Raw genomic sequence first — 24,241 nt, forward strand, 5'->3', positions numbered from 1 at the left:
TAGGGTAGTTCCATGAACTTCGGACGACAGGAACTCGACGCCCCCACCAAACTCGTCGGATTCTTCGTGGGCATCGCATTTCTGTTTCTCGCGGCACTGTTCGTCGGCGACACGATCGGACCAGCGGCCCCGGCAACCGCGGCCGCGTCACACACCGGTCACGACGAGCACAACGAGGAGACGTCGATTCCGGCCGGGCTCCAGGCCACCCAGGACGGCTACACCCTCGAGCTCGATCGATCCGTCGTCGAGTCCGGACCGGACGTACCGGTCGCCTTCACGATCACCGGACCGGACGGGGCGGCGCTGACCGACTACGACGTCATGCACACCGAGGAGCTGCACCTCATCGTCGTTCGGCGCGATCTGACGGACTTCCAGCACGTACATCCGACGCGTGACGCGTCGGGAAGATGGTCGACGGCTCTCGATCTCACTACGCCCGGCCCGCACCGTCTGTTCGCGGACTTCACCCCGGCCGGCGGGGAGAACATCACCCTCGGAGCCGAGCTGACCGTTCCCGGCGACTATCGGCCGCAGCCTCTGAGTCCACCAAATGTGACATCGAGTGTCGACGGTTACACCGTGACACTCGCCGGCGCGGTCACCGCGGGCACGAACTCCACCGTCTTGCTGGCGATCGAGCAGGACGGTCACGAGGTCACCGATCTCGAGCCGTACCTCGGTGCCTACGGGCATCTGGTGGCTCTGCGGGCAGACGACCTGGCGTACCTGCACGTACACCCCGAAGACGGGCCGCCGGGTCCGACGGTCGACTTCACGGTCGATGCCCCCACCGCGGGAACATATGCGCTCTATCTGGACTTCCAGCACGGAGGCGTCGTGCACACGGCCGAATTCACCATCGAGGTACGGGAGGGGCAGGCATGAGCCAGGAAACAGAACTGATCCTCGGCGGCATGACCTGTGCGTCGTGCGCCAACCGCATCGAACGCAAGCTCAACAAGCTCGACGGGGTGTCGGCGACGGTCAACTACGCCACCGAGAAGGCACGCGTCACCAGTGACGGCGTGGCCACCGAGGATCTGATCGCCGCCGTCGAAGCTGCCGGTTACACCGCCACTGTGCACGCCGCCGAGCCTGCGGACGAACTCCCCACCGATCCGCTGAAACAGCGGTTGATCGTCTCGGCAGTGCTCAGCGTTCCGGTGATCGCGATGGCGATGATTCCGGCGTTGCAGTTCACCAACTGGCAGTGGCTCTCGCTGACGCTCGCTGCGCCCGTCGTGGTGTGGGGGGCTCTACCGTTCCACCGCGCCGCGTGGACCAACCTGCGGCACGGCACGTCGACAATGGACACCCTCGTCAGCATGGGAACCCTTGCGGCGCTGGGATGGTCGTTGTACGCACTGTTCTTCGGAACCGCAGGAACACCCGGTATGACGCATCCGTTCGAGTTCACGATCGCGCGGACCGACGGGGCGAACAACATCTACCTCGAAGCCGCGGCGGGCGTGACCACGTTCATCCTCGCCGGCCGCTGGTTCGAGAGTCGATCCAAGCGGCAGGCCGGGGCAGCGTTGCGCGCGCTGATGAACCTCGGTGCCAAGACGGTCTCGGTCCTGAAAGGCGATGAAGAACAACAGATTCCGATCGAACAGCTGGTCGTCGGAGATCTGTTCGTCGTTCGTCCGGGTGAGAAGGTAGCCACCGACGGCACCGTCGAGAGCGGCTCCTCGGCCGTCGACCGATCGATGCTGACGGGCGAATCCGTGCCTGTGGAGGTCGGCCTCGGCGATGCCGTGGTCGGTGCGACTGTCAACGTCGGTGGCCGAATCGTTGTGCGCGCAAGCCGAATCGGATCGGATACCCAGTTGGCGCAGATGGCGAAAGCGGTCGAGGACGCGCAGACGGGTAAGGCGCAGGCACAGCGCTTGGCCGACCGTATCTCCGGCATCTTCGTGCCGATCGTCATCGCGATCTCGGTCGCCACGCTCGGATTCTGGCTCGGTGCGGGCAGTTCCGCGGCCGGCGCGTTCACCGCTGCGGTCGCAGTGCTCATCATCGCGTGCCCCTGCGCGCTCGGATTGGCCACGCCCACCGCGCTGATGGTCGGCACCGGCCGGGCTGCGCAACTCGGGATTCTTATCAAGGGCCCGGAGATTCTCGAATCCACCCGACGCGTGGACACCGTCGTACTGGACAAGACCGGCACCGTCACCACCGGCGAGATGACACTGCATTCGGTGCACGTGGCCGACGGTGAGGACGAGGACGTTGTCCGTGCCGTGGCGGCAGCATTGGAATCGGGTTCGGAGCATCCCATCGCCCGGGCCATCGCGGGTTCGACCCAGTCCACGGCTGTCGAGGAGTTCACCAGCCTCGAGGGTCTCGGGGTGCAGGGCGTCGTGGATGGGCGCGCTGCCGTCATCGGCCGTCGCACACTGCTGGCCGACTGGTCGATGCCCCTGCCGGCAGAGTTGGCCGACGCCTTCGAGACCGCCGAGCATCAGGGCCGGACAGCCGTCGCGCTCGGGTGGGACGGCAAGGCCCGCGGGGTGCTGGTGGTCTCCGACTCGGTCAAGCCGACCTCGAAGCAGGCCGTCGCCGAGCTGCGGGCACTCGGCCTGACTCCGGTGATGCTGACCGGAGACAACGAGGCCGCCGCCCGGACCATCGCTGCCGAGGTGGGAATCGACGAGGTCATCGCAGGCGTGTTGCCGTCGGGCAAGGTCGATGCCGTCCGAGAGCTGCAGGCGTCCGGCAAGGTGGTGGCGATGGTCGGCGACGGCGTCAACGACGCGGCCGCGCTGGCCACGGCCGACCTTGGCCTCGCGATGGGGACCGGCACCGATGTGGCGATCGAGGCCAGTGATCTCACCTTGGTGCGAGGAGATCTGCGGGCTGTCGGCGATGCCATCCGGCTCTCACGGCGCACGCTGAGCACCATCAAGGGCAACCTGTTCTGGGCCTTCGCCTACAACGTCGCTGCCGTTCCGCTGGCCGCTGCGGGCCTGCTCAACCCCATGCTCGCCGGTGCCGCGATGGCTCTGTCGTCGGTGTTCGTGGTGACCAACAGCCTGCGATTGCGGAGGTTCCGTTCGTCGATGTGACTCGTTGGTAGCAGCGAACGGCGCGCTAGTACAGGATGGAGCCATGTCCGACGCACACGATGTCCCCATTCGCGACGAATCGATCAGATTGGGTCAGTTCCTCAAGCTCGCCAACCTCATCGAATCCGGTGCCGAGGCGAAGGGCGTCATCGCCGACGGTCTGGTGAGCGTCAACGGCGACGTCGATGTGCGGCGCGGACGGCAGTTGCAGCACGGTGATGTCGTAACGGTCCAGGGTGGGCCCTCTGCCCGCGTGAGCAAGGAAGAGGCACTGTGAAGGTCGGTAAGAGCGGACTGCCGCGTAACGAAGTTCCCGGAGCATTCGACGTCGGCGCGAAGGCGTACGACCGACTGGTCGGAGCGAACCCCGGCTATCACGAACACCTGCTCAAGTCGGCTCAGCGCCTGCGGATCCCCGATCTCGGTGCGGGCCTGCGTCTGCTCGACATCGGTTGCGGCACGGGTGCATCCACTGCCGCGCTGCTCGAAGCCGCTCCGCATGCGGAGATCGTCGCTGCCGACGCGTCTGCCGAAATGCTCGAGGTGGCCCGTAGCAAGGACTGGCCGGCGAACGTGACGTTCGTGCACTCGCGTGTCGAGGACCTGGCGGTCAACGGGGTCGACGGCCCGTTCGACGCAATCCTGGCGGCGTATCTCATCAGAAATGTCGACGAACCCGACACCGAGCTCAAATCGCTTCTGTCGCTGCTCCGCCCGGGCTCGACCATCGCATTCCACGAGTACTCGGTACACGATTCGCTGCGAGCCAGGATCTCCTGGAACGTGGTCAGTTGGGGCATCATCATTCCGCTCGGTTGGCTGGCGACGCGCGACGCCACCCTGTACCGGCACCTCTGGCGCAGTGTCGTGACCTTCGACGGTGCCTCTGCCTTCATGCGGCGGATGCAGCGCGCGGGTTACACCGGCGTCGCCAGAGAGACGATGACCGGATGGCAGAACGGTGTGGTGCACACGTTCCTCGGCTCCCGGCCCGCGGAGGAAGAGCGTTGACCGATTCCAAGAAGGTCACCCATGCTGCGCCGCAGGGGTATTCCGATGCCGGCCAGTTGGCCGACGTTCCACATGTGGTGGTGGTCGGCGGCGGTATCGCCGGACTGAGCGCCGCAACCGCCCTGGCCGAGCGCGGCGTGAAGGTGCACGTGGTCGAGCGCGAGAGCTACCTCGGCGGCCGCGTCGGCGGGTGGGACACGACGCTCGAGGACGGCTCGCCCGCGACCATGAGCCGCGGCTTTCACGCATTCTTCCGTCAGTACTACAACCTCCGAAACCTGTTGCGCCGCACAGATCCAGGGTTGGCTCGGTTGCGTCCGGTGGACGATTACCCGCTGATCGACGGCGACGGCCGAATCGACGGATTCAAGGGGCTACCGGATACGCCGCCGCTCAACGCGTTCGCGTTCGTCAAGCGCAGTCCGACGTTCCGGTGGAAAGACCTCACCGACCTCAACGGCATCGCGGCACTGCCGCTGATGACGGTGAGCGTGCCCAAGACTTTCGACGAGCTGGACACCACTCCGGCCGCAGAGTTTTTGCGCAACATCAACTTTCCCGAGGCAGCGCGGCATCTGGCATTCGGGGTGTTCTCGCGTAGCTTCTTCGCCGATCCCGAGAAGATGTCTGCCGCCGAGCTGGCGATGATGTTCCACATCTACTTCCTGGGTTCTTCCGAGGGCCTGATCTTCGACGTTCCATGCGACGCGTACCCACAGGCGCTGTGGAATCCGTTGGGTGAGTACCTCACCGGGCTCGGTGTCGAGATCAGAACGTCGACACCGTGTGGCGAGATCACCCGCGGCGGACTGCGTAAGTTCCGCGTCGATGCCGGCGGAATCATCGATGCCGACGCGGTGGTCCTCGCCACCGACATCGCAGGATTGCAGCGAGTGCTCGCGCAGTCACCCGAACTCGGGACGTCCGCGTGGCGGGAACAGATTGCCGCGCTGCAGAACACACCGCCGTTCCTGGTGCACCGGGTGTGGCTGAGCAAACCGGTCAACGCAGATCGCCCCGCCTTCATCGGCACCGGGGGCATGCCGCCGATCGACAACATCAGTGTGCTCGAACGGTTCGAGGACGAGGCCGCGCAGTGGGCTGCCCGCACCGGCGGCTCCGTCGTCGAACTGCACGCCTACGCTGCCGAGGAATCCGAGGAAGTCACCCGCGCGCAGTTGATGGATCGGATGCACGAGATCTATCCGGAAACGGCTGCGGCAGAAGTGATTGCCGAGCGGTCCGAATGGCGAGACGACTGCCCCATGTTCGGACTCGGAGCGTTCGCCGAGCGGCCTACGGTCCGCACCCCCGAACCTGCGCTGGTCCTCGCCGGCGACGGCATCCGCATCGATCTGCCGGTAGCGTTGATGGAGCGCGCAGCCACCACAGGGTTGCAGGCTGCCAACACCCTTCTGTCGAGCTGGGGTATCGCGGGACATGACATCGAAACAGTGCCCACGAGTGGAAGATTCAAGATGTTCGACGCCATCGAAAAGCTCATGAATCGGTGACGTCGGAGATGCGGATCGAGGTCGACGATCTGTCGCGTCCGGAAGTCCGTGCACTGCTCACCGAGCATCTCACGGACATGCACGCCACCTCGCCTGCCGAGAGTGTGCATGCCCTCGATCTGTCCGGACTGAGCCGATCGGACGTCAGCGTATGGACGGTATGGGATGTGAACACGCTCTGGGGCATTGCAGCGCTGAAGGAACTCAACCCTGAGCACGGCGAGTTGAAGTCGATGCGCACGTCGGCGGAGGCGCGGGGACGCGGAGTGGCGTCGAGTCTGCTCGTGCACGTGCTCGACGATGCGCGTCGTCGCGGGTACGTGCGGGTGAGCCTGGAAACGGGAACCCAGGACTATTTCGCTGCCGCCCGCAGGCTGTATGTGCGCCACGGATTCGTCGAGTGCCCGCCCTTCGCGGACTATGTGCTGGATCCGTCGAGCACGTTCTACTCGTTGTCGCTGTAGGGGTTCGGGCGACTAGGGCCGGCACCGAGTGTTCGGTGCCGGCCCCTCTCGTCACGCTGCTTGCTGAGTGTGCGGGTACAGATCGTCATCGAGGGGCTCGGCTCGACACTGATCGAGCACATCAGCCGTCGAGCATTCCCTCATGCTCGTCTCGACGCCCACCACCGTGCGCCACCAGTGCTCACGATCGGTCGATTCCGCCCACACCACTGCATCGGATTCCATGCGCATCACCCCCACTGCCGTGTCGTGGTCGGTTCGATTCAGGCCGGCTCGTGTTCGATGGACTTCTGCTCGCCGGTCGACTCGGTGCGAGCGATGTCGATCTTTCGAGGTTTCGCACGCTCTGCGAGCGGAATCGTCACCGACAGAACGCCGTTGTCGTAGGACGCGGCGATACGCTCGGTGTCGACGCCATCACCGAGTGAAACCTGGCGACGGTAGGTTCCGGCGAAGCGCTCCGAGGAAATCCACTGCACACCCGAGCTTTCCGGTACCGAACGATGGGCGGTGAGCGTCAAGGTGCCGCGATCGACGTCGACGTCGATAGATCCGGGGTCGATGCCTGGCAGATCGGCACTGAGTACGTAGTGATCATCGACCTTGTACAGATCCATCGGCATGAATCGTGGGGCGCGGTCCGAACCGGAAGAGACACCCAGCATCGCCGAGGCCAGTGAATCGACGTCACGGAACGGATCGAATCGAAGCACAGCAACCACCTCCTGTACGCAGATGCGCTCACCCCTGTGGCGAGTCGCTCTTGACTGTGCAGAACAGAAATTAGCACTCTCATGTGGCGAGTGCCAAGAGTCTTGGGACAGTTTCTTGGGAAATTTTCAGCACCAATAGTGCTGCGGCGCAGCAGAGGTCGAGTTCCTACACGGCGTCGCCAACGCTTAGCTCTTGCGCTAAGTATCAGATCTGGATAGTGTGCCGTATGGCTCAGTATTCGATTGTTCTCGACGACGTGTTCCAGGCGCTGGCCGACCCGACCCGCCGGGCCGTGTTGAGCCGGTTGGGGTCCGGTCCGGCCACGGTGGGCGAACTTGCCGAACCGTTCGACATGACCCTGCCGTCGTTCATGAAACACATTCACCTGCTCGAGCGCAGTGGCTGGATAAGCACGCGCAAGGTCGGTCGAGTGCGCGCATGCACGATCGAACGAGCCAACTTGGACGTCGCCGGTCACTGGCTACAAGAGCAGCGGGCCGTCTGGGAATCCCGCACCGATCGCCTCGAACACTTCGTCACCGGCACCTCGAAAGAAAGTGAAGCGCAATGACATCGATCGATCCTGCTCTTGACCTGACCATCTCCCGCGTCATCAAGGCTCCGCGCGCCGCCGTGTGGGACGCATGGACGGACCCGTCGAAATTCGAGAAGTGGTGGATTCCGGCGCCCGCGCTGTGCCGCGTCGATGCCTGGGATCCGAAGCCCGGTGGCGCATTCCGCACACTGATCAGCGAATCCGGCGGACCATACGAGCCTCACATCGACGGTTGTTTCCTCGCCGTCGACGACGGTGAGCGCATCGTGTTCACGAATTCACTCGTCGAGGGATGGCGGCCCGCACCGCAGTTGTTCATGACCGCGGTGATCACGTTCGCCGATCATCCCGACGGGACGGATTACCGCGCCCACGTGATGCACCGCAACGAAGAGGATCGAAAGATGCACGAGGACTACGGGTTCTACGACGGTTGGGGAACCGTCATCGGTCAACTGGCCGAGTTTGTCGAGGGTCAGGTGGTCAAAGATCCCACGTAGTGCGGAAGCCCGGTTCGGCTGAGCGGTCGACCAGTTCGATGTTCGCTCCGATGCTGTCGATCCGGTGATAGCTGAACGGCCGGCCGAGTGGGCAGGCGTCGAACACGGTTTGTCCGACGCCGTCCAGGGCCGTGCGGTCCAAGTCCATGTTGTCGGACCAGAACCCGAGGTGGTGGAATCGCGGGCCCGTTGTGGAGTCCCATGGGCTACCGGGTGGTCCCTCGATCAGCTCGAAATGCGGAGCGGCGACGGAGAATACGATGCGATACGTCCACTCGCCCAGCGTGCCTGTACGAGGCGCTCGCCACCGTGCGTCGGTCGTCGCCGACAGGTCCGACATCGCCGCGTCGAGATCCTGCACGGCGAAGCACACGTGGTAGAGCTGCACTCAGGCCCGGCCTGTCGAGCGCAGTTCGTAGCGGCGTTCGGCGTAGTCGAGATCGTCCTTCCACAGGCGTGCGGCGGTGAAGTTCATCGCCGGTCGCAGCAGCCCGGATACCTTGCGCGCCATCTGGAATCCCGGGCGATCGGAGCTGGCGATCGTGGCTTCGATGACGGCGGTGCGCGGCGTGCCGTCGGCTGCTGGGGCCAGTGGCGTCGCATGCGTTTCGACGACGCTGCCCGCACCTTCACCGTCGAGGATGCGCATGACGATGGTGCGGGGACCGGGGCAGACGAACTCGGCCCGTACCGGAACTCCGACGCCGCGGCTGACTCGGAAGGTCACGTCGACGAGGAAGCGATCGTCCTCGTCGGGCACGTCGATCTCGGTGGGCGCGCTGACCACCTTCAGTCTCGCGAACGAGTACGGGTGGAACCACGCGCCGTGCCAAGGATCGAGGCGATTGGCGATGATGTCGTCGGGCTCGCACTTGCCGACAAGGGTGACCACGCCGGCGATTGCGGTCGAGGCGGGCGGGCGGATCGGGACCACGGGGACGGGCGTCGGCTCCTCCCCGCCGACCTCGTCGAGCCGCACCCACACCAGAACTCCATCGTCGAATGCGGGAACCGGACGCCAACCCGGCTTGCCCTTCGGGCCGAGCGCCAGACCGTGCCAGCGACAGACCAGCGCGTCGCACTCGATCTTCGCGGTGTCCAGCGCCGCACCGAGATGCGGACACGCGCCGGGACCGATGTGTACTTTGCCTGCCGAGTCACGCCAGGCAACCAGTTCGGTCGTGCCCACATAACGACCGAACGGCTTGTCGGCCTTGATGTCGCGACTGGCGGCGAACACGAACCAGTTGCCCGAGGTCCGCGTCTTTGCGCGCTTGAGAGCGGACTCGATGACCTGGGGATTCGCGCCTTTCCAGGTGGGCTCCTGCTTGGCCCACGACTCCGACGGCAACGGCTGCAGAGGCATCGTCTTCGGCCACCGTCGTCGTACTGCATCCAGCGCGGTCATTGCTGCTCCCAAAGTCGACAGTCGTTTTCCCGTGTTCCTCTTCCATTGTTCCCGTTCCTCGGTACTCGATGTGACATCTGGTGGCCTTTTCGGGGGTCAATGTCACATCGAGTGGACTTGAGGCGTCGGTGAACGGGGAGGAAGGCGGCTGTTCGAGTGGACTGCTGTCAGTGTCCACAATTTGGCTCAAGGAGCGGTATTCCGTGGTTGCAGGTGAATAGTGGACGCTCAGGTCAGTTGGCTCGAGGTATCGATCACCTAGCGAAGCCGTGTGTCGATGGCACCCAGGAGGGGAGATCGCTAATGCGGCGCAATCGGTTGGTTGCCGTGTCGGGAGTGCACGAAAGGTTCGGTGGCTTGGTCGCAATTGTTCCCGTTCCGCTGCACTCGATGTGACATCTGGTGGCCTTTTCGCGGGTCAATGTCACATCGAGTGGACTTGGGTGCGGTGTCGGGGAGCGCGCGGGACGGATTCGGATTCGTTGTGGATGTGGTTCGGATGTGGATGTCAGTTGACGCCGATCCAGCGCAGCCCCGCAGTGGTTGCTGCTGCGGCGATCACGATGACGACGAAGGGTGCTTTTCGCCAGGCGAGTATGCCCGCGACGGTGACGCCGATCGGGGCCGCGAAGCCCGCGAATTCCTTGCCCACGAGCAGGGAGGAGGTGGCGACCAACGCGACGAACACGACGGCAACGGACGTGTTCATGACCCTGTCGATGCGCGGCGAGATGGTGATGCGCGTGCGCAGTGCCGGCCCAGCGATGCGTAGCGCGTAGGTGCCGACGACCAGGGCAATCAGCGGGATCGTGAGGTTCATGCGGGTTCCTTCTGGGTGCCAGGAGCAGTGGAGAGCATGGCCGGAACGACGGCGATCAACGAGAGGAGCACCGGGAGTCCACTGGGCAGGAACATCGAGGCGACCAGGGCGATCACTGCGCCGACGAGGGCGGCATTGCGGGTAGCTCGGTCTCGGAGGGCAGGCATGATCAGTCCCAGCAGGATGGCCGGGAACGCCGCATCGAGTCCGAGCGCGGCCGTATCGGTGATCGCGCCACCGGCGAGGGTGCCGATCACGACCCCGATGTTCCAGGTGACGAACAGTCCGATTCCGCACAGCCAGAACGCTGTTCGACGGCCGCCCTCGTCCTTTTCTGCGACGGTGAAGGCGACTGCCTCGTCGGTGATCAGGTGGGTGCCCAGCAGTCTCTTCAGCGGTGACACGTTCTCGAACACAGCTCCGATGGAGAAGCCGAGCGGAACCAGTCGGGTGTTGGCGAGCAACGCGCTGGCCACTGCGGCGACGGGATTACCGCCGACGGCCAGTATGCCGACGAAGATGAATTGTGAGGAGCCCGCGAAGACCACCAGTGACATCACCACCGGTAGCCACAGCGGCAGGTCGGCGGCCACGGAGATCGCACCGAACGAGGCTCCGACGAGGGCATCGGCCAGACAGACCAACGCGATGTCGCGGATGTTGACCCCCTGCAGGGTTCGCCATGTCGAACGCATGATCGTTATAGTGGACGATGTTAGAGTGTTCGTCAAATCAAACGTACGTACCGATGGAGTGAACGAATGGCGGATGCCGGTCCACCGATAGCAGCTATCGCTGCAGCCCTCCAGCAGGAACGACGACGCGTCGGCCTCTCTCTGGCCGAGGTGGCTCGCCGTGCCGGTATTGCGAAGTCGACTCTGTCGCAACTGGAATCGGGAACCGGTAACCCGAGTCTCGAAACGCTCTGGGCGCTCAGCGTCACATTGGGCGTGCCGTTCTCCAGGCTGGTCGAGCCCGCGAAGCAGTCGGTCCGCCTGATTCGAGCAGGAGAGGGGCCGAGATTCGCGTCGGACAGGGCGGACTACACGGCAACGCTGCTGGCGTCGTCACCGCCGAACGCGCGACGGGACATCTATCTGATCAGCGCGGACGTCGGCGAGCCGAGGCGCTCGGACCCGCACTCGCCGAATGTCGTCGAGCATGTGGTGCTCAGCGCAGGACGAGCGATGGTGGGGCCGACGGGGGAGGCCGTCGAACTGGTACCGGGCGACTATGTCGCCTACCCGGGCGATGTGCCGCACATCTTCGAGGCGCTGGAGCCGAACACCATGGCGGTGATGATCACCGAACACAGCTGACGTGCGGGGAATAGTCGGCGACGGCACCTCGTTGGACTCTTTCGACGGCGTTCGCTTGGCAAGCCCCGGGCCTCACCCCATTTGTCGCTACGAGCGACCACTCGCCGAGAGGCGTTTGCAGCGGACGTCGTCCCTACTTTTGTCCGTGTAGCGAAGGGACGAGATTCATGGCACCCAAAACGTGGTTCATCACCGGTACATCCAAGGGATTCGGTCGCGAGTGGGCGATCGCAGCCCTCGAACGTGGCGACCGGGTCGCAGCCACTGCTCGCAACACCGACACTCTGAAGGATCTCGTGGAGCAGTACGGCGACGCGATCCTGCCGATCGAGCTCGACGTCAACGATCGCGCGGCCGACTTCGCGGCCGTGCAGCAGGCCTACGACAAGTTCGGCTCACTTGACATCGTCATCAACAACGCCGGCTACGGTCAGTTCGGCATGATCGAGGAGATCTCCGAGGAGGACACCCGCGCGCAGATCGAGACCAACGTCTTCGGAGCGCTGTGGGTCACGCAGGCGGCGCTGCCGTTCATGCGTGAGCAGGGGAGTGGCCACATCTTTCAGGTGTCGTCCATCGGCGGAATCTCCGCATTCCCGAATGTCGGTGCGTACCACGCCTCCAAGTGGGCCCTCGAGGGATTCAGTCAGGCTTTGGCCCAGGAGGTCGAAGACTTCGGTATCCACGTGACGCTGATCGAGCCGGGTGGGTTCTCCACAGACTGGTCCGGCCCGTCTGCCAAGAAGTCCACCGACATCGCCGCGTACGACCCGATTCGGGAAAAGGCCGCGAAGCTGCGCAGTGCCCGGCAGGCAACTCCCGGTGATCCGAGCGCAACACGGTCGGCACTGCTCAAGGTGATCGACGCCGAAAAGCCGCCACTGCGAGTCTTTTTCGGCGATGCACCGCTGCAAATCGCGACGAAGGACTACGAGTCGCGACTGGCCAACTGGCGCGAATGGCAGCCTGTGGCCGTCGAGGCGCACGGAGGCTGAGCTTCGGCGGACCTGAAGGTTCACGATCGCATCCGATCGGCGGCTTCTCGCGCATCGAGATCGATCGTGAACCACCGGGTGCGTCTACAGCCACCCGTTTTCGCGTGCGGACTTTATGGCCTCGAGTCGACTGGTCGAGCCCAGCTTGGTGATGGTGCTCGAGAGGTAGTTGCGTACGGTACCGGGACTCAGAAACAGCCGTTCGCCGATCTGTTTGGTGGACAGGCCCTGGTCGACGAGCCTCAACACATCGAGTTCGCGCTCTTTCAGTGGATTCGGCCCCGCCCGCAACGCCTCCGCAGCCAGGGCCGGATCGATGACGGTGTGTTTCGAGAACACCGCCTTGATGCCGGCAAAAAGGTGCACCGCGTCCGTGCTCTTGAGGAGATACCCATTCGCTCCAGCGGCCAAGGCATCGTGCACATGTCCGCTGCCGGGGAGCGCGGTCAGTAGCAGCACTGGGGTGCGATCATTCATTGCTCGAAGGGCGGCGGTGGCCTGGATGCCTGTCATCCCGGGCATGTCGATGTCCATCAGGACGAGGTCCGGGCGCAGGCGAGATACGGCATCGCATACTTCGTCTCCACGCGACACTCGACCGACCACTTCTACGTCCGGGTCGGTGGACAGCAACACCTCGAATGCATCGGCGAGCAGTGCGACATCCTCGGCGAGCAACACTGTGATTGTCATACGTCTGCCTTTGCCCGCGGGATGGTGGCCACGACTCGAAACTCGGTACCCGCTACCGTCTTACCGGCTGTGAATCTGCCTCCGACGTTTTCCACCTGACGGGTCAGTGCAGCGATCCCGGTTCCCGTACCTGCGTCGGTCTCCTCACGTGTGACGCCGTCGTTGGTGAACTCGAAGACGTCGCAGTCCTTCTCAGCGGTGACTCGAACGGTGCACCTGCGTGGGTGAGCATGCTTGAGCATGTTGGTGGACGATTCGCGTACGACCGCGGCGAAGATGCGGTCCACGTCGCTGCCCGGCGGCGCTTCCACCGAGGTAAGGCAGTCGATGCCCAGCCGGGCACACATCGCTTCGACGGCTGCCAGCTCCGACACGAAGTCGTCGAGGATGGGTCCGCTGGTAATCCTCCTCAGATCGGCCTGACCACTGTTGAGGACCTCGTGCACATGCCCGAGCTGCTCGCGGGCCTTCTCCGGCTGATTCTCGAACATCTGCAGTGCAGCCTGATTGCGTAGCTGCGCGGTCACCAGAGTTCGGCCGATGACGTCATGCAAATCCCGCGAAATCCTATGTCGCTCAGCATCGACGAGCAGCCTGGCAACCTGTTCACGAGACGCCCGCAAAGCGTCGAGTGCCAGTGCAAGCTCGGTGAGTACGATCAGCACCACAGTCGTACACGTGTTGAACAACGTGATTCCGAACGCCTCTAGGGGCTCAGCGCGGTCCACGCCGACAGTGACAACGGTCGCAATGACGAACACACCGCCGACGACGGCTGGTGCCCAGCGCCCACGTACCAAGGTCGCCGCGATCGCCACCGACATCGCGCTCATCTCCCAGACCTCGGAAAGCGGGACGAGGACGATGCCGAGCGGAATGGCGATCCATGCCGCCACCGTCAGCCGTGAATCGACGCGTCCCAGTACCGACATGCGTTGTGCCAGCACCAGGATCACCGCAATGAAGACGACCATCGCTGCGGCCAGGAGAGCAAGCCCGTATCCGATGCTTTCCCGGTGATCGAACACCGTTGTCAGTGAAATGAACGTGAACAGCGCGACGACGAACCAACTCGCAATGAACGCGACCAACGCGCTGGGGAACCGCTCGTTGCGTCGGGCATCGGTTTTCTGCGTGGTCACTGCTGTCACTTTCTCCGGTGAGGAACCCACACTATCGACGACGCCTCCGCGCTGGGCAACCGTGACCTGTATGTCACTGGCGGCCGGTCGCCCCAGCGAATCGTCGGACGGCGGCGAAGGAGAATCCGAAGAACCAGGCTGCGACGTTGATGAGGGCACCTGCGAGCGAGGCGTGAGATCCGTCGAGGTTGTAGCCGTCGGTCAGCGCGTAGCGGGCCAACGTCGCCACACCGTAAAGCGGTGTCACCTGTGCGACGGCGAGCATGCCGCCAGAAAGCGGGATGAAGATGTTGCCGAGGAAGGCGAGGCCGGTCATGACGACGCCAGGAACGTGGGTGACGACCTCGGGTGGCAGCAGCATCCCCAGCACAAGGCCGAGGGCGGAGAAGATGGCAGATCCGATCCAGGCCACGACGAGGCCGGTGATCCACACGATCGCGTCGGCGCGGGCTCCGGTGAGTGCTCCGAGGATGCCGACCACGATGACCGGGATGGCCGCGTACACCTGGCAGGCGATGATGCGCGATGCGACGTAGCCGCCGGCACCCAAGGGCGACAGGCGAATTGTCCGCAGCCAGCCGTTGGCCTTCTCGTTCGAGATGCCCGCGGCCCGCGAGATGGTGCCGATCGACGCACCGTAGACGGCGATTCCGATCATCATCCAGGTCTGAAAGTTGCCGTGCGGCAGATCGACTCCGGCGCTGGGCTCGACGACGCGGAACAGGGCGAGGTAGAGCACGGCGGGCAGCGCGACGGTGAAGATCAGATTCTGTGGGGTGATCTGCCTGCGGATGTCGTGCAGTACGAACGTGGGGTGTAGTCCGCGGCGGGGGCGTAGTGATGTCGTAGTGGTCATCGGATGTCCTCAGTTCTGGTGAGTGCGGTCGGTCAGCGCCGAGAATGCTTCGTCGAGTGAGGCCGACACGATCGCGATATCGGTCGCGGAGGTCGACGTGCTCAGTGCGCGCACCACGGGGTCGGTATCGGTGCACACGAAGCGGAACCGGCCGTTGGCGAGTTCCTGCAGTCGCGAGCCGGTTTGCGCTGCAACGAATTCGGCCTCGGAGCGTGGCAGGTTGGCGTCGACGGTCCGATTGGAGACGGTGGCCTTGATCTGGGCCACCGTGCCGTCGGCGACGAGGGCACCGTCGACGATGACGACGATTCGATCGGCGAAGTCCTGTGCCTCTTCGAGGTAGTGGGTTGCGAACATGACGGTCGTGCCGTTGGCTGCCTGCGCGCGAATCGCCTGCCAGAAGTGCTTGCGCGCAGTGACATCCATGCCGGCGGTCGGCTCGTCGAGCAGTAGTAGCTCGGGGTTGGAGAGCAATGCGAGGGCGAACCGCACCTTCTGCTGTTCGCCACCAGAGCATTTCGATACGCGTCGATTCACCAGTTCACCGAGCCCGGCGCGGGTGATCGCGGCGGCAGGATCGGCCCCGATGTACAGCGAGCCCATCATCGCGACCAGTGCGCCGACAGTGACGTCCGGCAACAGTCCACCGGACTGCAGTACCGCTGCGCTGCGTCCTGTCGACGCGGCGGTCAGCGGATCGGTGCCGAGCACCTCGATGGTGCCGCCGTCCGGTTCGGTGAGTCCGAGGATCATGTCGATCGTCGTGCTCTTGCCTGCGCCGTTCGGCCCGAGAAACGCCACAACCTGCCCGCGGGGAATCGAGAGGTTCAACTCGCGAACGGCGCGGAACTTCGAGCCCGTGGAGTCGCTGAACGACTTGTGGACACCGGTGGCGTGTACCGCGAATGCTGTCTCGGTACCCACCGCCTCGGTGCGAGTCGAATTCTGCGTGATCATGTGTGTTCCCTTCGCTCTTTCGTCTGTGGATCTTCAGCCGTGTTCCTCGGCGACACATCAGACTCTCCACCTAGAAGAAAGCGCAGGTCAACGCCAATTGCCAGGTCGTTTCGGCCGTCATGGCGAACTGCTGACATCTGTCACGTGCAACTACGGACCAGGTGTCACGTAAGTGCCCCGATGCAGGGATTCACGCCCCTCGTGGGGATTCACACCGCCTAGAGCGGGCGTGAATGACGATGAAGGGCGTGGATTGGGTAGTGGACTTATCGTGGCGTGATGGAAATCGGATTCGCCGCGGGTTCGTATACGGTCCGTGAGGTCGATGGCGGAGACACCACCGAGCGGTTCCTGGCCGTGTTCAACAGCAACCCCGAGTTCCTCGACGCGAGTACGTTGCACACCGGTGTCACCGTCTTCACCGAGGTGGATGTCGAGAAATTTCTCTGGCACAACACGGTCATGGAGAACTCTCACTGCCTGGTGATTCGTGCATCAGAACGAATCGTGGGCGTGATGACGTTGCTGGTTCCGCATCCCCGCGAAGGCCAACCGTGGGTGGGGAGTCTGATCGTCGACGGGGAACTAGAGCATGAGCGTGTGGCGAATCCGGTGCTGGCGGAGCTCGAGCGCATTCTTGTGGCACAGGGGTGGACCCATGTGTTCGTGGGTCCGATGGTGAGCATGGTCGAGAGCATCGGATGGTGGCGTTCACTCGGCTATCTGCCGGTCGAACGGCGACTGGACAACGACAAACGCAAAGTCGAGGTCCACAGAAAAGCGTTGCGGTCTATCAGTTCTCCGGAGTGAGCGCCGTGATGTTCGACGACGTCCGATCATCGGTGTCGGCCGTCTCGTCGAAGTAGCGACGAAAGAGCATCCGCATCGATTCGATGACGTCGATGTGCTGCTGAAGAATCACGTCGAGAGACCGATCGGTGCCGGTGGCTTTCGCGAGGAACTTGTCACGCAACGCCTGTGCGGACGGCAAGTCACCCCAAGAAGTGACCACGGCCAGCTTTGTCGCGTCGATCTTCATCTTGTCGAGATGCTCGAGGTAGGTGACGCAAGCGGCGTCGCATTTCGCGGCCACATCGGCTGGAATGGTGATCATGCCGGCTTCCGCTTGGGCGTTGAGGCCCTGCCAGTGGGCGATGAGGTTCGGATGGGCGTCGGTCATAGTCTGAACATCCTCGGATCGCAGGTCTAGTTGGGTAGCTCGGAATCGAGGCTGGCGGTGAGTTCGCTGAGTTCAGTGCAAGGGTCGTACGGTACGAGATCGACCAATGCGCTCGTGTTCAGTGTCGTCATGATCAGTTCGGCCCCAACAGTGAAGGCAGCGCCGCAATTGAAGGACGCGTCGGCACCGACCTGCTGATACTGAGTGGCGTCGCGTGTTCCCACTCGAACGGACCGGAGTCGGTCGAACTTGCTCGGATCGTCGATGTAGTCGATATCTTCCAATCCGACGAATATCGAGAAGTAGTACTTGCTATCCGATGGCTGGCTCTCCCATCCACAGATCTTGAATCCGTTTTGATCGCGTCCGAACACTCCCGACTCCTTCGTCTCCACGTTCAATCCCGCTCGCTCGATGGCCTCGTCGGGGATGGAGCAGGGATCCCATGGCGTAGTGGGGGCCGCGACGGTGCTGCTGGTCTGGACCCCGGGTGACGGCTGCCCTGCAGTGGCACCTGAGCAGCCAGTGAGCAGCACAAGCGCCACTGCTGCCGGTACCGATCGACGTGCTCCACGCATTGCCTCACCTGTTCTCGCGAAAGTCCCATCTGCTTGGACGCAGGCCAGCTGTTTTCGGTTCCCGGGACGGGCCAGGTACCAGCTACGCGCCTGATGCTGGGATTGCCGGTTTATTTCACGATCCGGGGCGTGGATCGAGGGGCCGGCCATCGTAGGCACATCGCTCGTCGCAGTTGGTAGGGCAGACCCCCGAATATTGTGTAGTGCGTGCGGCACTGTGCCGCGTCGACGAAACAGATTCAATTACTGCATGATTCGAGATGACGCACCGGCGGTCCGGCTCGACGATGTCCGGAAGGTGCACGGCGAGGGCCATCGTGCAGTCACAGCTCTCGACGGAGTGTCGATGGACTTCGCGAGGGGTAGTTTCACTGCGATCATGGGACCCTCGGGCTCGGGTAAGTCGACGCTGCTGCACTGCGCAGCAGGTCTGGATCGTCCGACCAGTGGCATCGTCACGATTGCGGGCACCGACATCGCCCAACTCAACGAGAAGGCGCGCACCGAATTGCGTCGCCGCCGGGTGGGATTCGTATTTCAGGCGTTCAATCTGGTGAATTCGTTGACCGCAGCGCAAAACATCGAGTTACCAGCACGATTCGCTGGGTCTCGTATTCCGGCGAGTGAAGTGACGGCGGCGTTGGCGGCAGTGGGGCTCGAGGATCGCGCGTTCCATCGTCCTGCCGAATTGTCGGGCGGTCAGCAGCAACGAGTTGCCCTGGCGCGGGCCCTCATCACCCGGCCGGACGTTCTCTTCGCGGACGAACCGACCGGTGCCCTGGACTCGCGCTCATCGAAAGATGTTCTGTCGCTGATGCGCACGTTCGTCGACGATCACCAGCAGACCACTCTGATGGTCACGCACGACCCACTTGCCGCTTCTTACGCCGACGTAGCAATCTTTCTCAAGACGGGCTCATCGTCGATTCCTTGGAGATCGAACGGGAGCGACCGGACATTGCGGCCGTGATTGCCGCTCGCATGGCCGGACTGGACGGATGATGCTGGCATCGGCGAACCTTCGCACTCATTGGAGAAGCTTTCTGGCAACACTGCTGGCCACGACGTTCGGGGTTGCCCTGATGAGCGCGACGCTCATCATCTACGACTCCGCACGACCGGTGGTTCAGCCGCGGCTGGAGGGTGCGGCGCTACTCGCATTGCCCGCGCAGGCCGTGAACGAGTTCGGCAACACGGCGGACTTCATTCCCTGGAGTGCAGAGCGGGCTCGGCAGGTTGCCGCCGATCTCGGTGCCGTGCCCGGAGTGGAGGCAGTCGTCACCGATAGGTCTTTCTATGCCCAGCCGTTCATCGACGGTGCACCGGTCGAGGACGAGAGAGCGCAGGACGCTGGACACGGTTGGGCAAGTGCGCAATTGACACCCCTTCGGTTGACATCGGGGGCTGCACCGACGAACCCCGACCAGATTGTTGTCTCCGATTCACTGGGTCTCGCGGTAGGCGACACGGTCTCGGTCAATCTCGCCGCGGGGCTCGAGAACTTCGCGGTGGCGGGAACGCAGGACGGGCCAGGGCTCTATTTCGCTGACGAACGTGCCGCGCAGCTGGACCCCGGTGTACGCGCTATAGGCGTCGTAGCGACGCCCGATGGGCGGTTGGACGATCTCGAGACAAGGGTCGAAGAAAAGCTGGGTGACGGGGGACGAGTGGCCACTGGCACCGATCGCGCAGCGCTGGAGCCCGAGTTCGTCTCGCACCGGCGGAATCTGGGCACTCAGCTGATCGTCGCGATGGCCACCATCGGCCTGTTCACGACCGTCTTCGTTGTGGGATCGACATTCGCCCTCGCGACATCCGAACGCCGACGGGAGATCGCCCTGCTGCGAACCATCGGTGCTGCCACGGGACAAGTACGACGCTTGGTGCTCGGAGAGGCCGCGGTCATCGGCCTCGTGGGTGGTCTCGTCGGTGCAGGCCTCGGCATCGCAGCGTCACCTGCGCTGCGAATGTTGCTGCTGAAACTCGACGTTCAACCGCCGGAGTTGCAGGTTCGGATATCGGCGTGGCCTCTACTGGTGGCGGTGAGCATCGGCATCACCGTGGCGTTGATCGGTGCCTGGATGCCCGCTCGATCGGCCGCCACAGTGGATCCCATCGAGGCCCTTCTCGATGCCGCCGTCGAACGACGTCCCATGACGACGCTGCGCTGGCTCATCGGGCTTGCCTCGCTCATCGGTGGTCTGGGTGCGACGGTGTCGACAGCAACAGCGGCTACCGACAGCAGAGTGAATACCGCGGTCGCTGCGGCCATGCTGCTGATCCTGGCTGCGGCGCTACTTGCGCCGATCGTGATCGGGCCGATCGCCGGCGTCGTGACTCGGCCGTTCACACGGCGCTCTCGATCGGCGGCATCGATGCTGGTCAGAGCGGAGCTAATGACGGGGTCACGCCGTGCGGCCGCTACCGTGGCTCCGGTGATTGCCGCCGTCGGCTTCGCGGTGCTGCTGAGCGGAATGGTGCAGACGATGGCCGTGGCGTATCCGGCCGAGCAGACCGAGCAGTTGCGCGGACTGGCAGCCGTGACCCCCGATGGAACCGGGGGTCTGAGCGATCAGGTGGTAGCCGAAACAGCGGCGGGTCCGGTAGGAACAACTGCCGGACTACCGTCACGCGTATTCGTTCCTGGACCTGACGGCACCGTGACCGTCGTCGACGCCGTCGGCAGCCTCGATGAACGGTGCGCCGCACCGGGGCGGGCAGTGCTGGACGAGGCAACAGCGAGTCTGTTCGATGTGCGGGCCGGCGAGGAGATGTCGGTGACCTTCGCAGACGGTCGTTCCGAGAGCGTGGTGGTGTCGCAGGTGCTCCCGCTCGACCCCGCGCGTGGTGCATTCGTGCTGCCGCGCGCACTGGTACGCGATCATGATCCGTCGGCATTGACCGAGGTCGTGTTCGTTCCGGAAGACATGGCACCGACACACTTGACCGCAGGTGCGAGGGTCGAAGACGCACACAGTTTCGCGTTGCAGGACTACATGGTCGACGCGCGCCTCACCAATTGGCTTGCGGCCGTGCTCATCACAATGGGCGTCGGGTACAGCGGTCTCGCGGTGGCAAACAGCACGGCTATATCGGCGTACCGACGCAAGGACGATATTTCCGTCCTGAGAGCGTCCGGTGGAACCGACCGGCAACTGCTGACGAAGGCCGTCGGCGAGACTGGTGTGATTGTTCTGATCGGCTCTGCGCTCGGGGTGATGGTCACCGTGCCTCCACTGCTGGCGATGGCGGCCGGCTTGTCTCAGGTGACCGAAACCGTAGTGGGCCTGCAGATGTCGTGGTCGACGGTGCTGTGGGTGGTCTCGGGATGTTGGGCTCTGGCGACGACGGCAACCGTGCTGGTGACCCGACGGGGACTACGGGTACGGACCGGATAGCCGTGGGCAACCGAGAATGTATGTGCGCATTCAGTTTTCTGGAGCGAGTGCAGTGATGTTCGCGGATGTCCGGTCATCGGTAGCCTCGGTCTCGTCGAAATAGCGACGAAAGAGCATCCGCATGGATTCGATGACCTCGACGTGCTGTTGAAGAATGATGTCGAGAGACCGATCGGTGCCGGTGGCGAGACGCATGAATTTGCCTTGCAAATCCTGGGCGGATTTGAAGTCGCCCCAGTCTTGGAATTCGCCCAGCTGGGTCGCCTGTGCGTGCATCTTTTGAAGGTGAGCGAGGTAGGTGACACAGGCTGCGTCGCATTTCGCGGCGACATCGGCGGGAATGGTGATCGTGCCGGCGTCGGCTTGGGCGTTCAGGTCTTGCCAATGTGCGATGAGGTTCGGCTGGGCGTCGGTCACAGTCTCGGCATCCTTCGATCGAAGATCTAGCTGGGAAATTCGGAATCGAGCTTTGTGACCGTGGAGTTGAGCTCCGTGCACGGGTCGTACGCCGGTTTGCGGACGAGTGCGCCAGTGATCCAAGTTGCTCTTATCAATTCCGGTCCGGCGGTGAACGCGACACCGCAGTTGCGCGTCGAATCGGCATTGACCTGCTGATACTGGATGGCGTTGCGAGTGCCCACTCGAACGGGCTGGAGTCGATCGAAAGTACTCGGTTCGTCGATGTAGTCGATGCTTTCGAGCCCGACGAAGATCGAGAAGTAGTACACACCGGTTGGTGCCTGGTTCTCCCAACCACAAATCTTGAATCCGTATTGATCGCGTCCGAAGATTCCCGACTCCTTCGTCTCCACGTTCAATCCCGCTCGCTCGATTGCCTCGTCGGGGATGGTGCAGGGATCCCATGGCGTAGTTGGTGCCGCGACGGTGGTGCTGGTTTCCACCCGCGGCGTCGATTCCCCTTCGGTAGTGCTCGAGCAGCCCGCGATCAGCAGAAGTGTCGCCATCATCGGGATCCATCGACGTGCCCTGCGCATTGCTCTTGTCCGTTCCTCGAGAACACCTACGTTCTTGGACGCGGCGGGGCTCGTGATGGTTCCACTACCTTCGCTTCGAACCTGGGCGATCAGAATCGCAATCCACCGGCGGGTAGTCGCGCGCGGTGGACGATAGTGAACCATCAGGTGCGGCCACAGATCTCCGATGTCATGGGCGCACTCGAATCGATCCTTCCGTGACGGTCCCGCGGGCAACGCGCTGACAGATCGGCGTCGATTTGGCATGGTGGAGGGATGCAGCGGCGCGTGGGCGAGAGTTGGTCCGCGGGACCGGTCTCAGGGGTAACCCCTGGGTACATCACGAAAATCGAGCACTGCGTCCGAAGCAGCTCTGCACGCTCCGCGTGCTCGCCTGCTCCGAGGACGAAAGATTTCGGTCGCCCCGCGTCGTTGCATGTCACAGCCTTGCATGTCACAGCGCTGCACCCGATCGGTAGCCGCCTGTGACCGAACGCGAATTGACCCCACGGGCGGCCGCGACTTTGGCGCGGTTGGCCGCCGAGGCCGAGTGGACGCGGTCGGGGCTCGAGGTTGCGTTCGCACGTTTCATGCCCGAAAGAGCCTCGTGGCTCGCAGACCGAATCATCAATCTGTATTCCAGCCCGCCTTTCGACGAGGCATCGATTTTCGTTCTGCTACGCGATCTTCCGTTCATCCCGGAACCCTCCGTGTCCTCGCAGCGACCGAAGACGAGCTCCGGCTTCAAGCCCTGGCGATTCGAGGTACCACGGTACGAAACGACCGGTCAGCTTGCACGGTCTCTCGACCTGACGATCTCCGAAATGGAATGGTTCGCTGACCTGCAGGGCAGGCTACGTACTGCGCCGTTCCCGTTGCAGCACTATCGATCTGCACGACTCGACAAACGTCAGGGCATTCGATTGCTGGAAGTGCCGAAACCGCGCCTGCGTGAGATACAGCGAAAGATACTGCGCCGCATACTCGATCGAATTCCAGCTCACCCGGCTGCGCACGGGTTCAGGAAGGCCCGCAGCCCGCGTACCTTCGCGATGCCGCATTCCGAACGCGACGTGGTGATCTCGGTGGATCTCCGACGCTTCTTTCCGTCCATCGGGTTCGATCGCGTGGTCGCGATCTTCGAGGCGGTCGGTTATCCCAGGAAGGTCGCGGCGAATCTCGCCGCGCTGTGCACCACGGTGACCCCGGCCCGCGAATTGGTCGGCGTGGACCGTCCCACTTCGGCGCGGCTTCGCGCCACCCACTTGCCGCAGGGCGCGCCCACGTCACCCGCGTTGGCGAATCTGGCTGCGCGACAGCTCGATATCCGGGCCGCAGGCCTGGCCCGGTCCGTCGGCGCTCGCTACAGCCGATACGCCGACGATCTGGCGTTCTCCGGTGGTGCAGACATCGACGTGGACAGACTGCTGTGGCTGATTTCGCAGATTGCACACGACGAAGGCTTCACGATTCATCCCGACAAGACCAGGGTTCGACGCGCTCATCAGCGACAACAGCTGACCGGGCTCGTCGTCAACTCGTGGCCGGCAGTACCCCGAGAGGAATACGACAATCTCAGGGCACTGCTGCACAACTGCATCAGCACCGGACCAGCTGAGCAGAACCTGCATGACCACAACGACTTTCGAGCACACGTCTACGGACGTATCGCCCGGATCGGCGAGACGAACGAGACGCGTCGCGCAAAGTTATTATCCATGGCGTCTGGGGTCCGATGGTTCGAGTAGCGCGAATGGGGTAGGCGACTCCGAACCACTCATTCCTCCGAGGAGCCGCTATGAACGACCTGACCTTCACCATCGGACGCGAGGAGTTGGTGATCCGTCAGCGATGGGAAGTAGTCAGCATCATCAACGACATCCTCGTTGCGGTCTGGTTCATCATCGGCAGCATCCTGTTCTTCCACGAGAGCACCACCGTGGCCGGCACGTGGTTGTTCCTCCTCGGAAGTATCGAACTGCTCATCCGGCCGATGATCCGCCTCGCCCGGCGCGTGCATCTCACCAGGATCGGGCGCGGCCAGTCGGCCGCGGACAGCGACGAGGACTACTGACCGCAGGCCCGATA

Annotated in this window: 29 protein-coding genes; 15 read left to right on the forward strand and 14 right to left on the reverse strand. The window is 63.5% G+C overall.

Annotated features, from left to right (window positions below):
* Positions 1-12 precede the first annotated feature (12 nt).
* Genes BH93_RS01180 through BH93_RS01205 form a run of 6 tightly spaced genes read left to right on the forward strand, consistent with a single transcriptional unit; the run spans position 13 to position 6,063 of the window.
* Positions 13-891, forward strand: a complete 879-nt coding sequence (locus tag BH93_RS01180; RefSeq protein WP_037174909.1) for a hypothetical protein — start codon at positions 13-15, stop codon at positions 889-891.
* On the forward strand, positions 888-3,074 hold the full coding sequence (locus BH93_RS01185) for a heavy metal translocating P-type ATPase (protein WP_037174907.1): 2,187 nt from the start codon (positions 888-890) through the stop codon (positions 3,072-3,074). Before BH93_RS01180 ends, BH93_RS01185 begins: the two co-directional genes overlap by 4 nt.
* A gap of 43 nt (positions 3,075-3,117) precedes the next feature.
* Positions 3,118-3,351, forward strand: a complete 234-nt coding sequence (locus BH93_RS01190) for an RNA-binding S4 domain-containing protein (protein ID WP_032401604.1) — start codon at positions 3,118-3,120, stop codon at positions 3,349-3,351.
* Positions 3,348-4,085 (forward strand): class I SAM-dependent methyltransferase, encoded by a 738-nt coding sequence (locus BH93_RS01195; RefSeq protein WP_037174905.1) that lies wholly within the window; start codon positions 3,348-3,350, stop codon positions 4,083-4,085. Before BH93_RS01190 ends, BH93_RS01195 begins: the two co-directional genes overlap by 4 nt.
* Positions 4,082-5,599 carry an NAD(P)/FAD-dependent oxidoreductase gene (locus BH93_RS01200; RefSeq protein WP_037174904.1) on the forward strand — a complete coding sequence of 506 codons (1,518 nt, stop codon included), beginning with the start codon at positions 4,082-4,084 and terminating at the stop codon, positions 5,597-5,599. The genes BH93_RS01195 and BH93_RS01200 overlap by 4 nt, the downstream gene beginning before the upstream one ends.
* 8 nt (positions 5,600-5,607) lie before the next feature.
* Positions 5,608-6,063, forward strand: coding sequence for a GNAT family N-acetyltransferase (locus BH93_RS01205; RefSeq protein WP_037175177.1), 456 nt, complete (start codon positions 5,608-5,610; stop codon positions 6,061-6,063).
* 51 nt (positions 6,064-6,114) lie between these two features.
* Here the strand turns inward: BH93_RS01205 and BH93_RS01210 are convergent, their stop codons facing one another.
* Both BH93_RS01210 and BH93_RS01215 read right to left on the reverse strand, forming a co-directional pair.
* The gene (locus BH93_RS01210; protein ID WP_155291025.1) at positions 6,115-6,288 is read right to left on the reverse strand and encodes a hypothetical protein; all 174 of its coding nucleotides are present in this window, start codon (positions 6,286-6,288) and stop codon (positions 6,115-6,117) included.
* A gap of 38 nt (positions 6,289-6,326) precedes the next feature.
* The gene (locus BH93_RS01215) at positions 6,327-6,776 is read right to left on the reverse strand and encodes an Hsp20/alpha crystallin family protein (protein WP_032402026.1); all 450 of its coding nucleotides are present in this window, start codon (positions 6,774-6,776) and stop codon (positions 6,327-6,329) included.
* Positions 6,777-7,003: 227 nt separating this feature from the next.
* Between BH93_RS01215 and BH93_RS01220 the strand changes: the two genes are divergently transcribed.
* Entirely contained in the window at positions 7,004-7,348 is a 345-nt protein-coding gene (locus BH93_RS01220; RefSeq protein WP_037174903.1) for an ArsR/SmtB family transcription factor, read from the forward strand.
* Positions 7,345-7,833, forward strand: a complete 489-nt coding sequence (locus BH93_RS01225; RefSeq protein ID WP_037174902.1) for an SRPBCC family protein — start codon at positions 7,345-7,347, stop codon at positions 7,831-7,833. Before BH93_RS01220 ends, BH93_RS01225 begins: the two co-directional genes overlap by 4 nt.
* Here the strand turns inward: BH93_RS01225 and BH93_RS01230 are convergent.
* From BH93_RS01230 to BH93_RS01245, 4 genes are all read right to left on the reverse strand, one after another.
* Positions 7,817-8,221 (reverse strand): VOC family protein, encoded by a 405-nt coding sequence (locus tag BH93_RS01230; RefSeq protein WP_037174901.1) that lies wholly within the window; start codon positions 8,219-8,221, stop codon positions 7,817-7,819. The two genes, BH93_RS01225 and BH93_RS01230, sit on opposite strands and share 17 nt — an antisense overlap.
* Positions 8,222-9,241, reverse strand: a complete 1,020-nt coding sequence (locus BH93_RS01235) for a DUF5914 domain-containing protein (RefSeq protein ID WP_037174900.1) — start codon at positions 9,239-9,241, stop codon at positions 8,222-8,224.
* Positions 9,242-9,749: 508 nt separating this feature from the next.
* Positions 9,750-10,061 (reverse strand): AzlD domain-containing protein, encoded by a 312-nt coding sequence (locus tag BH93_RS01240; protein ID WP_037174898.1) that lies wholly within the window; start codon positions 10,059-10,061, stop codon positions 9,750-9,752.
* Positions 10,058-10,756, reverse strand: coding sequence for an AzlC family ABC transporter permease (locus BH93_RS01245; RefSeq protein ID WP_037174897.1), 699 nt, complete (start codon positions 10,754-10,756; stop codon positions 10,058-10,060). The genes BH93_RS01240 and BH93_RS01245 overlap by 4 nt, the downstream gene beginning before the upstream one ends.
* A gap of 66 nt (positions 10,757-10,822) precedes the next feature.
* Between BH93_RS01245 and BH93_RS01250 the strand changes: the two genes are divergently transcribed.
* Both BH93_RS01250 and BH93_RS01255 read left to right on the forward strand, forming a co-directional pair.
* Positions 10,823-11,380, forward strand: coding sequence for a helix-turn-helix domain-containing protein (locus tag BH93_RS01250; protein ID WP_037174896.1), 558 nt, complete (start codon positions 10,823-10,825; stop codon positions 11,378-11,380).
* 167 nt (positions 11,381-11,547) lie between these two features.
* Positions 11,548-12,375 carry an SDR family oxidoreductase gene (locus BH93_RS01255; RefSeq protein WP_037174895.1) on the forward strand — a complete coding sequence of 276 codons (828 nt, stop codon included), beginning with the start codon at positions 11,548-11,550 and terminating at the stop codon, positions 12,373-12,375.
* Positions 12,376-12,459: 84 nt separating this feature from the next.
* Here the strand turns inward: BH93_RS01255 and BH93_RS01260 are convergent, their stop codons facing one another.
* The 4 genes from BH93_RS01260 to BH93_RS01275 form a co-directional block, all read right to left on the reverse strand.
* Positions 12,460-13,068 carry a response regulator transcription factor gene (locus tag BH93_RS01260; protein WP_037174893.1) on the reverse strand — a complete coding sequence of 203 codons (609 nt, stop codon included), beginning with the start codon at positions 13,066-13,068 and terminating at the stop codon, positions 12,460-12,462.
* On the reverse strand, positions 13,065-14,210 hold the full coding sequence (locus tag BH93_RS01265) for a sensor histidine kinase (protein ID WP_037174892.1): 1,146 nt from the start codon (positions 14,208-14,210) through the stop codon (positions 13,065-13,067). The genes BH93_RS01260 and BH93_RS01265 overlap by 4 nt, the downstream gene beginning before the upstream one ends.
* Positions 14,211-14,283: 73 nt before the next feature.
* Positions 14,284-15,066 (reverse strand): ABC transporter permease, encoded by a 783-nt coding sequence (locus BH93_RS01270; RefSeq protein ID WP_037174891.1) that lies wholly within the window; start codon positions 15,064-15,066, stop codon positions 14,284-14,286.
* Between the two features lie 9 nt (positions 15,067-15,075).
* Positions 15,076-16,023 carry an ABC transporter ATP-binding protein gene (locus BH93_RS01275; RefSeq protein WP_080739120.1) on the reverse strand — a complete coding sequence of 316 codons (948 nt, stop codon included), beginning with the start codon at positions 16,021-16,023 and terminating at the stop codon, positions 15,076-15,078.
* A 279-nt stretch (positions 16,024-16,302) separates the two neighbouring features.
* Here BH93_RS01275 and BH93_RS01280 point away from each other — a divergent pair, with 279 nt between their 5' ends.
* Positions 16,303-16,833 (forward strand): GNAT family N-acetyltransferase, encoded by a 531-nt coding sequence (locus tag BH93_RS01280; RefSeq protein ID WP_037174890.1) that lies wholly within the window; start codon positions 16,303-16,305, stop codon positions 16,831-16,833.
* Here the strand turns inward: BH93_RS01280 and BH93_RS01285 are convergent.
* Both BH93_RS01285 and BH93_RS01290 read right to left on the reverse strand, forming a co-directional pair.
* On the reverse strand, positions 16,817-17,203 hold the full coding sequence (locus BH93_RS01285; protein ID WP_037174889.1) for a hypothetical protein: 387 nt from the start codon (positions 17,201-17,203) through the stop codon (positions 16,817-16,819). The genes BH93_RS01280 and BH93_RS01285 overlap by 17 nt on opposite strands.
* A 26-nt stretch (positions 17,204-17,229) precedes the next feature.
* Entirely contained in the window at positions 17,230-17,781 is a 552-nt protein-coding gene (locus tag BH93_RS01290) for a DUF3558 family protein (RefSeq protein ID WP_080739119.1), read from the reverse strand.
* A gap of 250 nt (positions 17,782-18,031) precedes the next feature.
* Between BH93_RS01290 and BH93_RS01295 the strand changes: the two genes are divergently transcribed.
* Together BH93_RS01295 and BH93_RS01300 are read left to right on the forward strand one after the other, a co-directional pair.
* Complete coding sequence (locus BH93_RS01295; RefSeq protein WP_165712601.1) at positions 18,032-18,751, forward strand: ABC transporter ATP-binding protein; 720 nt, start codon at positions 18,032-18,034, stop codon at positions 18,749-18,751.
* Between the two features lie 112 nt (positions 18,752-18,863).
* Positions 18,864-21,179: an ABC transporter permease gene (locus tag BH93_RS01300; RefSeq protein WP_242459088.1), complete on the forward strand. Its 2,316-nt coding sequence runs from the start codon at positions 18,864-18,866 to the stop codon at positions 21,177-21,179.
* 30 nt (positions 21,180-21,209) lie between these two features.
* On the opposite strand, the gene BH93_RS01305 is transcribed toward BH93_RS01300, so the two are convergent.
* Together BH93_RS01305 and BH93_RS01310 are read right to left on the reverse strand one after the other, a co-directional pair.
* Positions 21,210-21,596, reverse strand: a complete 387-nt coding sequence (locus tag BH93_RS01305) for a hypothetical protein (protein WP_037174886.1) — start codon at positions 21,594-21,596, stop codon at positions 21,210-21,212.
* Positions 21,597-21,622: 26 nt separating this feature from the next.
* On the reverse strand, positions 21,623-22,174 hold the full coding sequence (locus BH93_RS01310; protein WP_080739138.1) for a DUF3558 domain-containing protein: 552 nt from the start codon (positions 22,172-22,174) through the stop codon (positions 21,623-21,625).
* A 464-nt stretch (positions 22,175-22,638) separates the two neighbouring features.
* Here BH93_RS01310 and BH93_RS01315 point away from each other — a divergent pair, with 464 nt between their 5' ends.
* Positions 22,639-23,901, forward strand: coding sequence for a reverse transcriptase family protein (locus BH93_RS01315; RefSeq protein WP_037174884.1), 1,263 nt, complete (start codon positions 22,639-22,641; stop codon positions 23,899-23,901).
* Between the two features lie 50 nt (positions 23,902-23,951).
* A complete protein-coding gene (locus BH93_RS01320) occupies positions 23,952-24,227 on the forward strand; it encodes a YrhK family protein (RefSeq protein ID WP_037174883.1) in 276 nt (91 codons plus the stop codon).
* Positions 24,228-24,241 lie beyond the last annotated feature (14 nt).

The organism is Rhodococcoides fascians A25f (assembly GCF_000760935.2).
In the GTDB taxonomy this organism is placed as follows: Bacteria; Actinomycetota; Actinomycetes; order Mycobacteriales; family Mycobacteriaceae; genus Rhodococcoides.

Bases quoted from the DNA above. Each gene is read 5' to 3' on its own strand.
- BH93_RS01210 (WP_155291025.1), bottom strand. From the start codon at position 6,288: ATGGAATCCGATGCAGTGGTGTGGGCGGAATCGACCGATCGTGAGCAC.
- BH93_RS01205 (WP_037175177.1), top strand. From the start codon at position 5,608: ATGCGGATCGAGGTCGACGATCTGTCGCGTCCGGAAGTCCGTGCACTG.
- BH93_RS01320 (WP_037174883.1), top strand. From the start codon at position 23,952: ATGAACGACCTGACCTTCACCATCGGACGCGAGGAGTTGGTGATCCGT.
- BH93_RS01285 (WP_037174889.1), bottom strand. From the start codon at position 17,203: ATGACCGACGCCCATCCGAACCTCATCGCCCACTGGCAGGGCCTCAAC.
- BH93_RS01290 (WP_080739119.1), bottom strand. From the start codon at position 17,781: ATGCGTGGAGCACGTCGATCGGTACCGGCAGCAGTGGCGCTTGTGCTG.
- BH93_RS01275 (WP_080739120.1), bottom strand. From the start codon at position 16,023: ATGATCACGCAGAATTCGACTCGCACCGAGGCGGTGGGTACCGAGACA.
- BH93_RS01245 (WP_037174897.1), bottom strand. From the start codon at position 10,756: ATGCGTTCGACATGGCGAACCCTGCAGGGGGTCAACATCCGCGACATC.
- BH93_RS01270 (WP_037174891.1), bottom strand. From the start codon at position 15,066: ATGACCACTACGACATCACTACGCCCCCGCCGCGGACTACACCCCACG.
- BH93_RS01300 (WP_242459088.1), top strand. From the start codon at position 18,864: ATGAGCGCGACGCTCATCATCTACGACTCCGCACGACCGGTGGTTCAG.
- BH93_RS01180 (WP_037174909.1), top strand. From the start codon at position 13: ATGAACTTCGGACGACAGGAACTCGACGCCCCCACCAAACTCGTCGGA.
- BH93_RS01235 (WP_037174900.1), bottom strand. From the start codon at position 9,241: ATGACCGCGCTGGATGCAGTACGACGACGGTGGCCGAAGACGATGCCT.
- BH93_RS01190 (WP_032401604.1), top strand. From the start codon at position 3,118: ATGTCCGACGCACACGATGTCCCCATTCGCGACGAATCGATCAGATTG.
- BH93_RS01240 (WP_037174898.1), bottom strand. From the start codon at position 10,061: ATGAACCTCACGATCCCGCTGATTGCCCTGGTCGTCGGCACCTACGCG.
- BH93_RS01280 (WP_037174890.1), top strand. From the start codon at position 16,303: ATGGAAATCGGATTCGCCGCGGGTTCGTATACGGTCCGTGAGGTCGAT.
- BH93_RS01260 (WP_037174893.1), bottom strand. From the start codon at position 13,068: ATGACAATCACAGTGTTGCTCGCCGAGGATGTCGCACTGCTCGCCGAT.
- BH93_RS01310 (WP_080739138.1), bottom strand. From the start codon at position 22,174: ATGCGCAGGGCACGTCGATGGATCCCGATGATGGCGACACTTCTGCTG.
- BH93_RS01220 (WP_037174903.1), top strand. From the start codon at position 7,004: ATGGCTCAGTATTCGATTGTTCTCGACGACGTGTTCCAGGCGCTGGCC.
- BH93_RS01295 (WP_165712601.1), top strand. From the start codon at position 18,032: ATGATTCGAGATGACGCACCGGCGGTCCGGCTCGACGATGTCCGGAAG.
- BH93_RS01185 (WP_037174907.1), top strand. From the start codon at position 888: ATGAGCCAGGAAACAGAACTGATCCTCGGCGGCATGACCTGTGCGTCG.
- BH93_RS01225 (WP_037174902.1), top strand. From the start codon at position 7,345: ATGACATCGATCGATCCTGCTCTTGACCTGACCATCTCCCGCGTCATC.
- BH93_RS01250 (WP_037174896.1), top strand. From the start codon at position 10,823: ATGGCGGATGCCGGTCCACCGATAGCAGCTATCGCTGCAGCCCTCCAG.
- BH93_RS01255 (WP_037174895.1), top strand. From the start codon at position 11,548: ATGGCACCCAAAACGTGGTTCATCACCGGTACATCCAAGGGATTCGGT.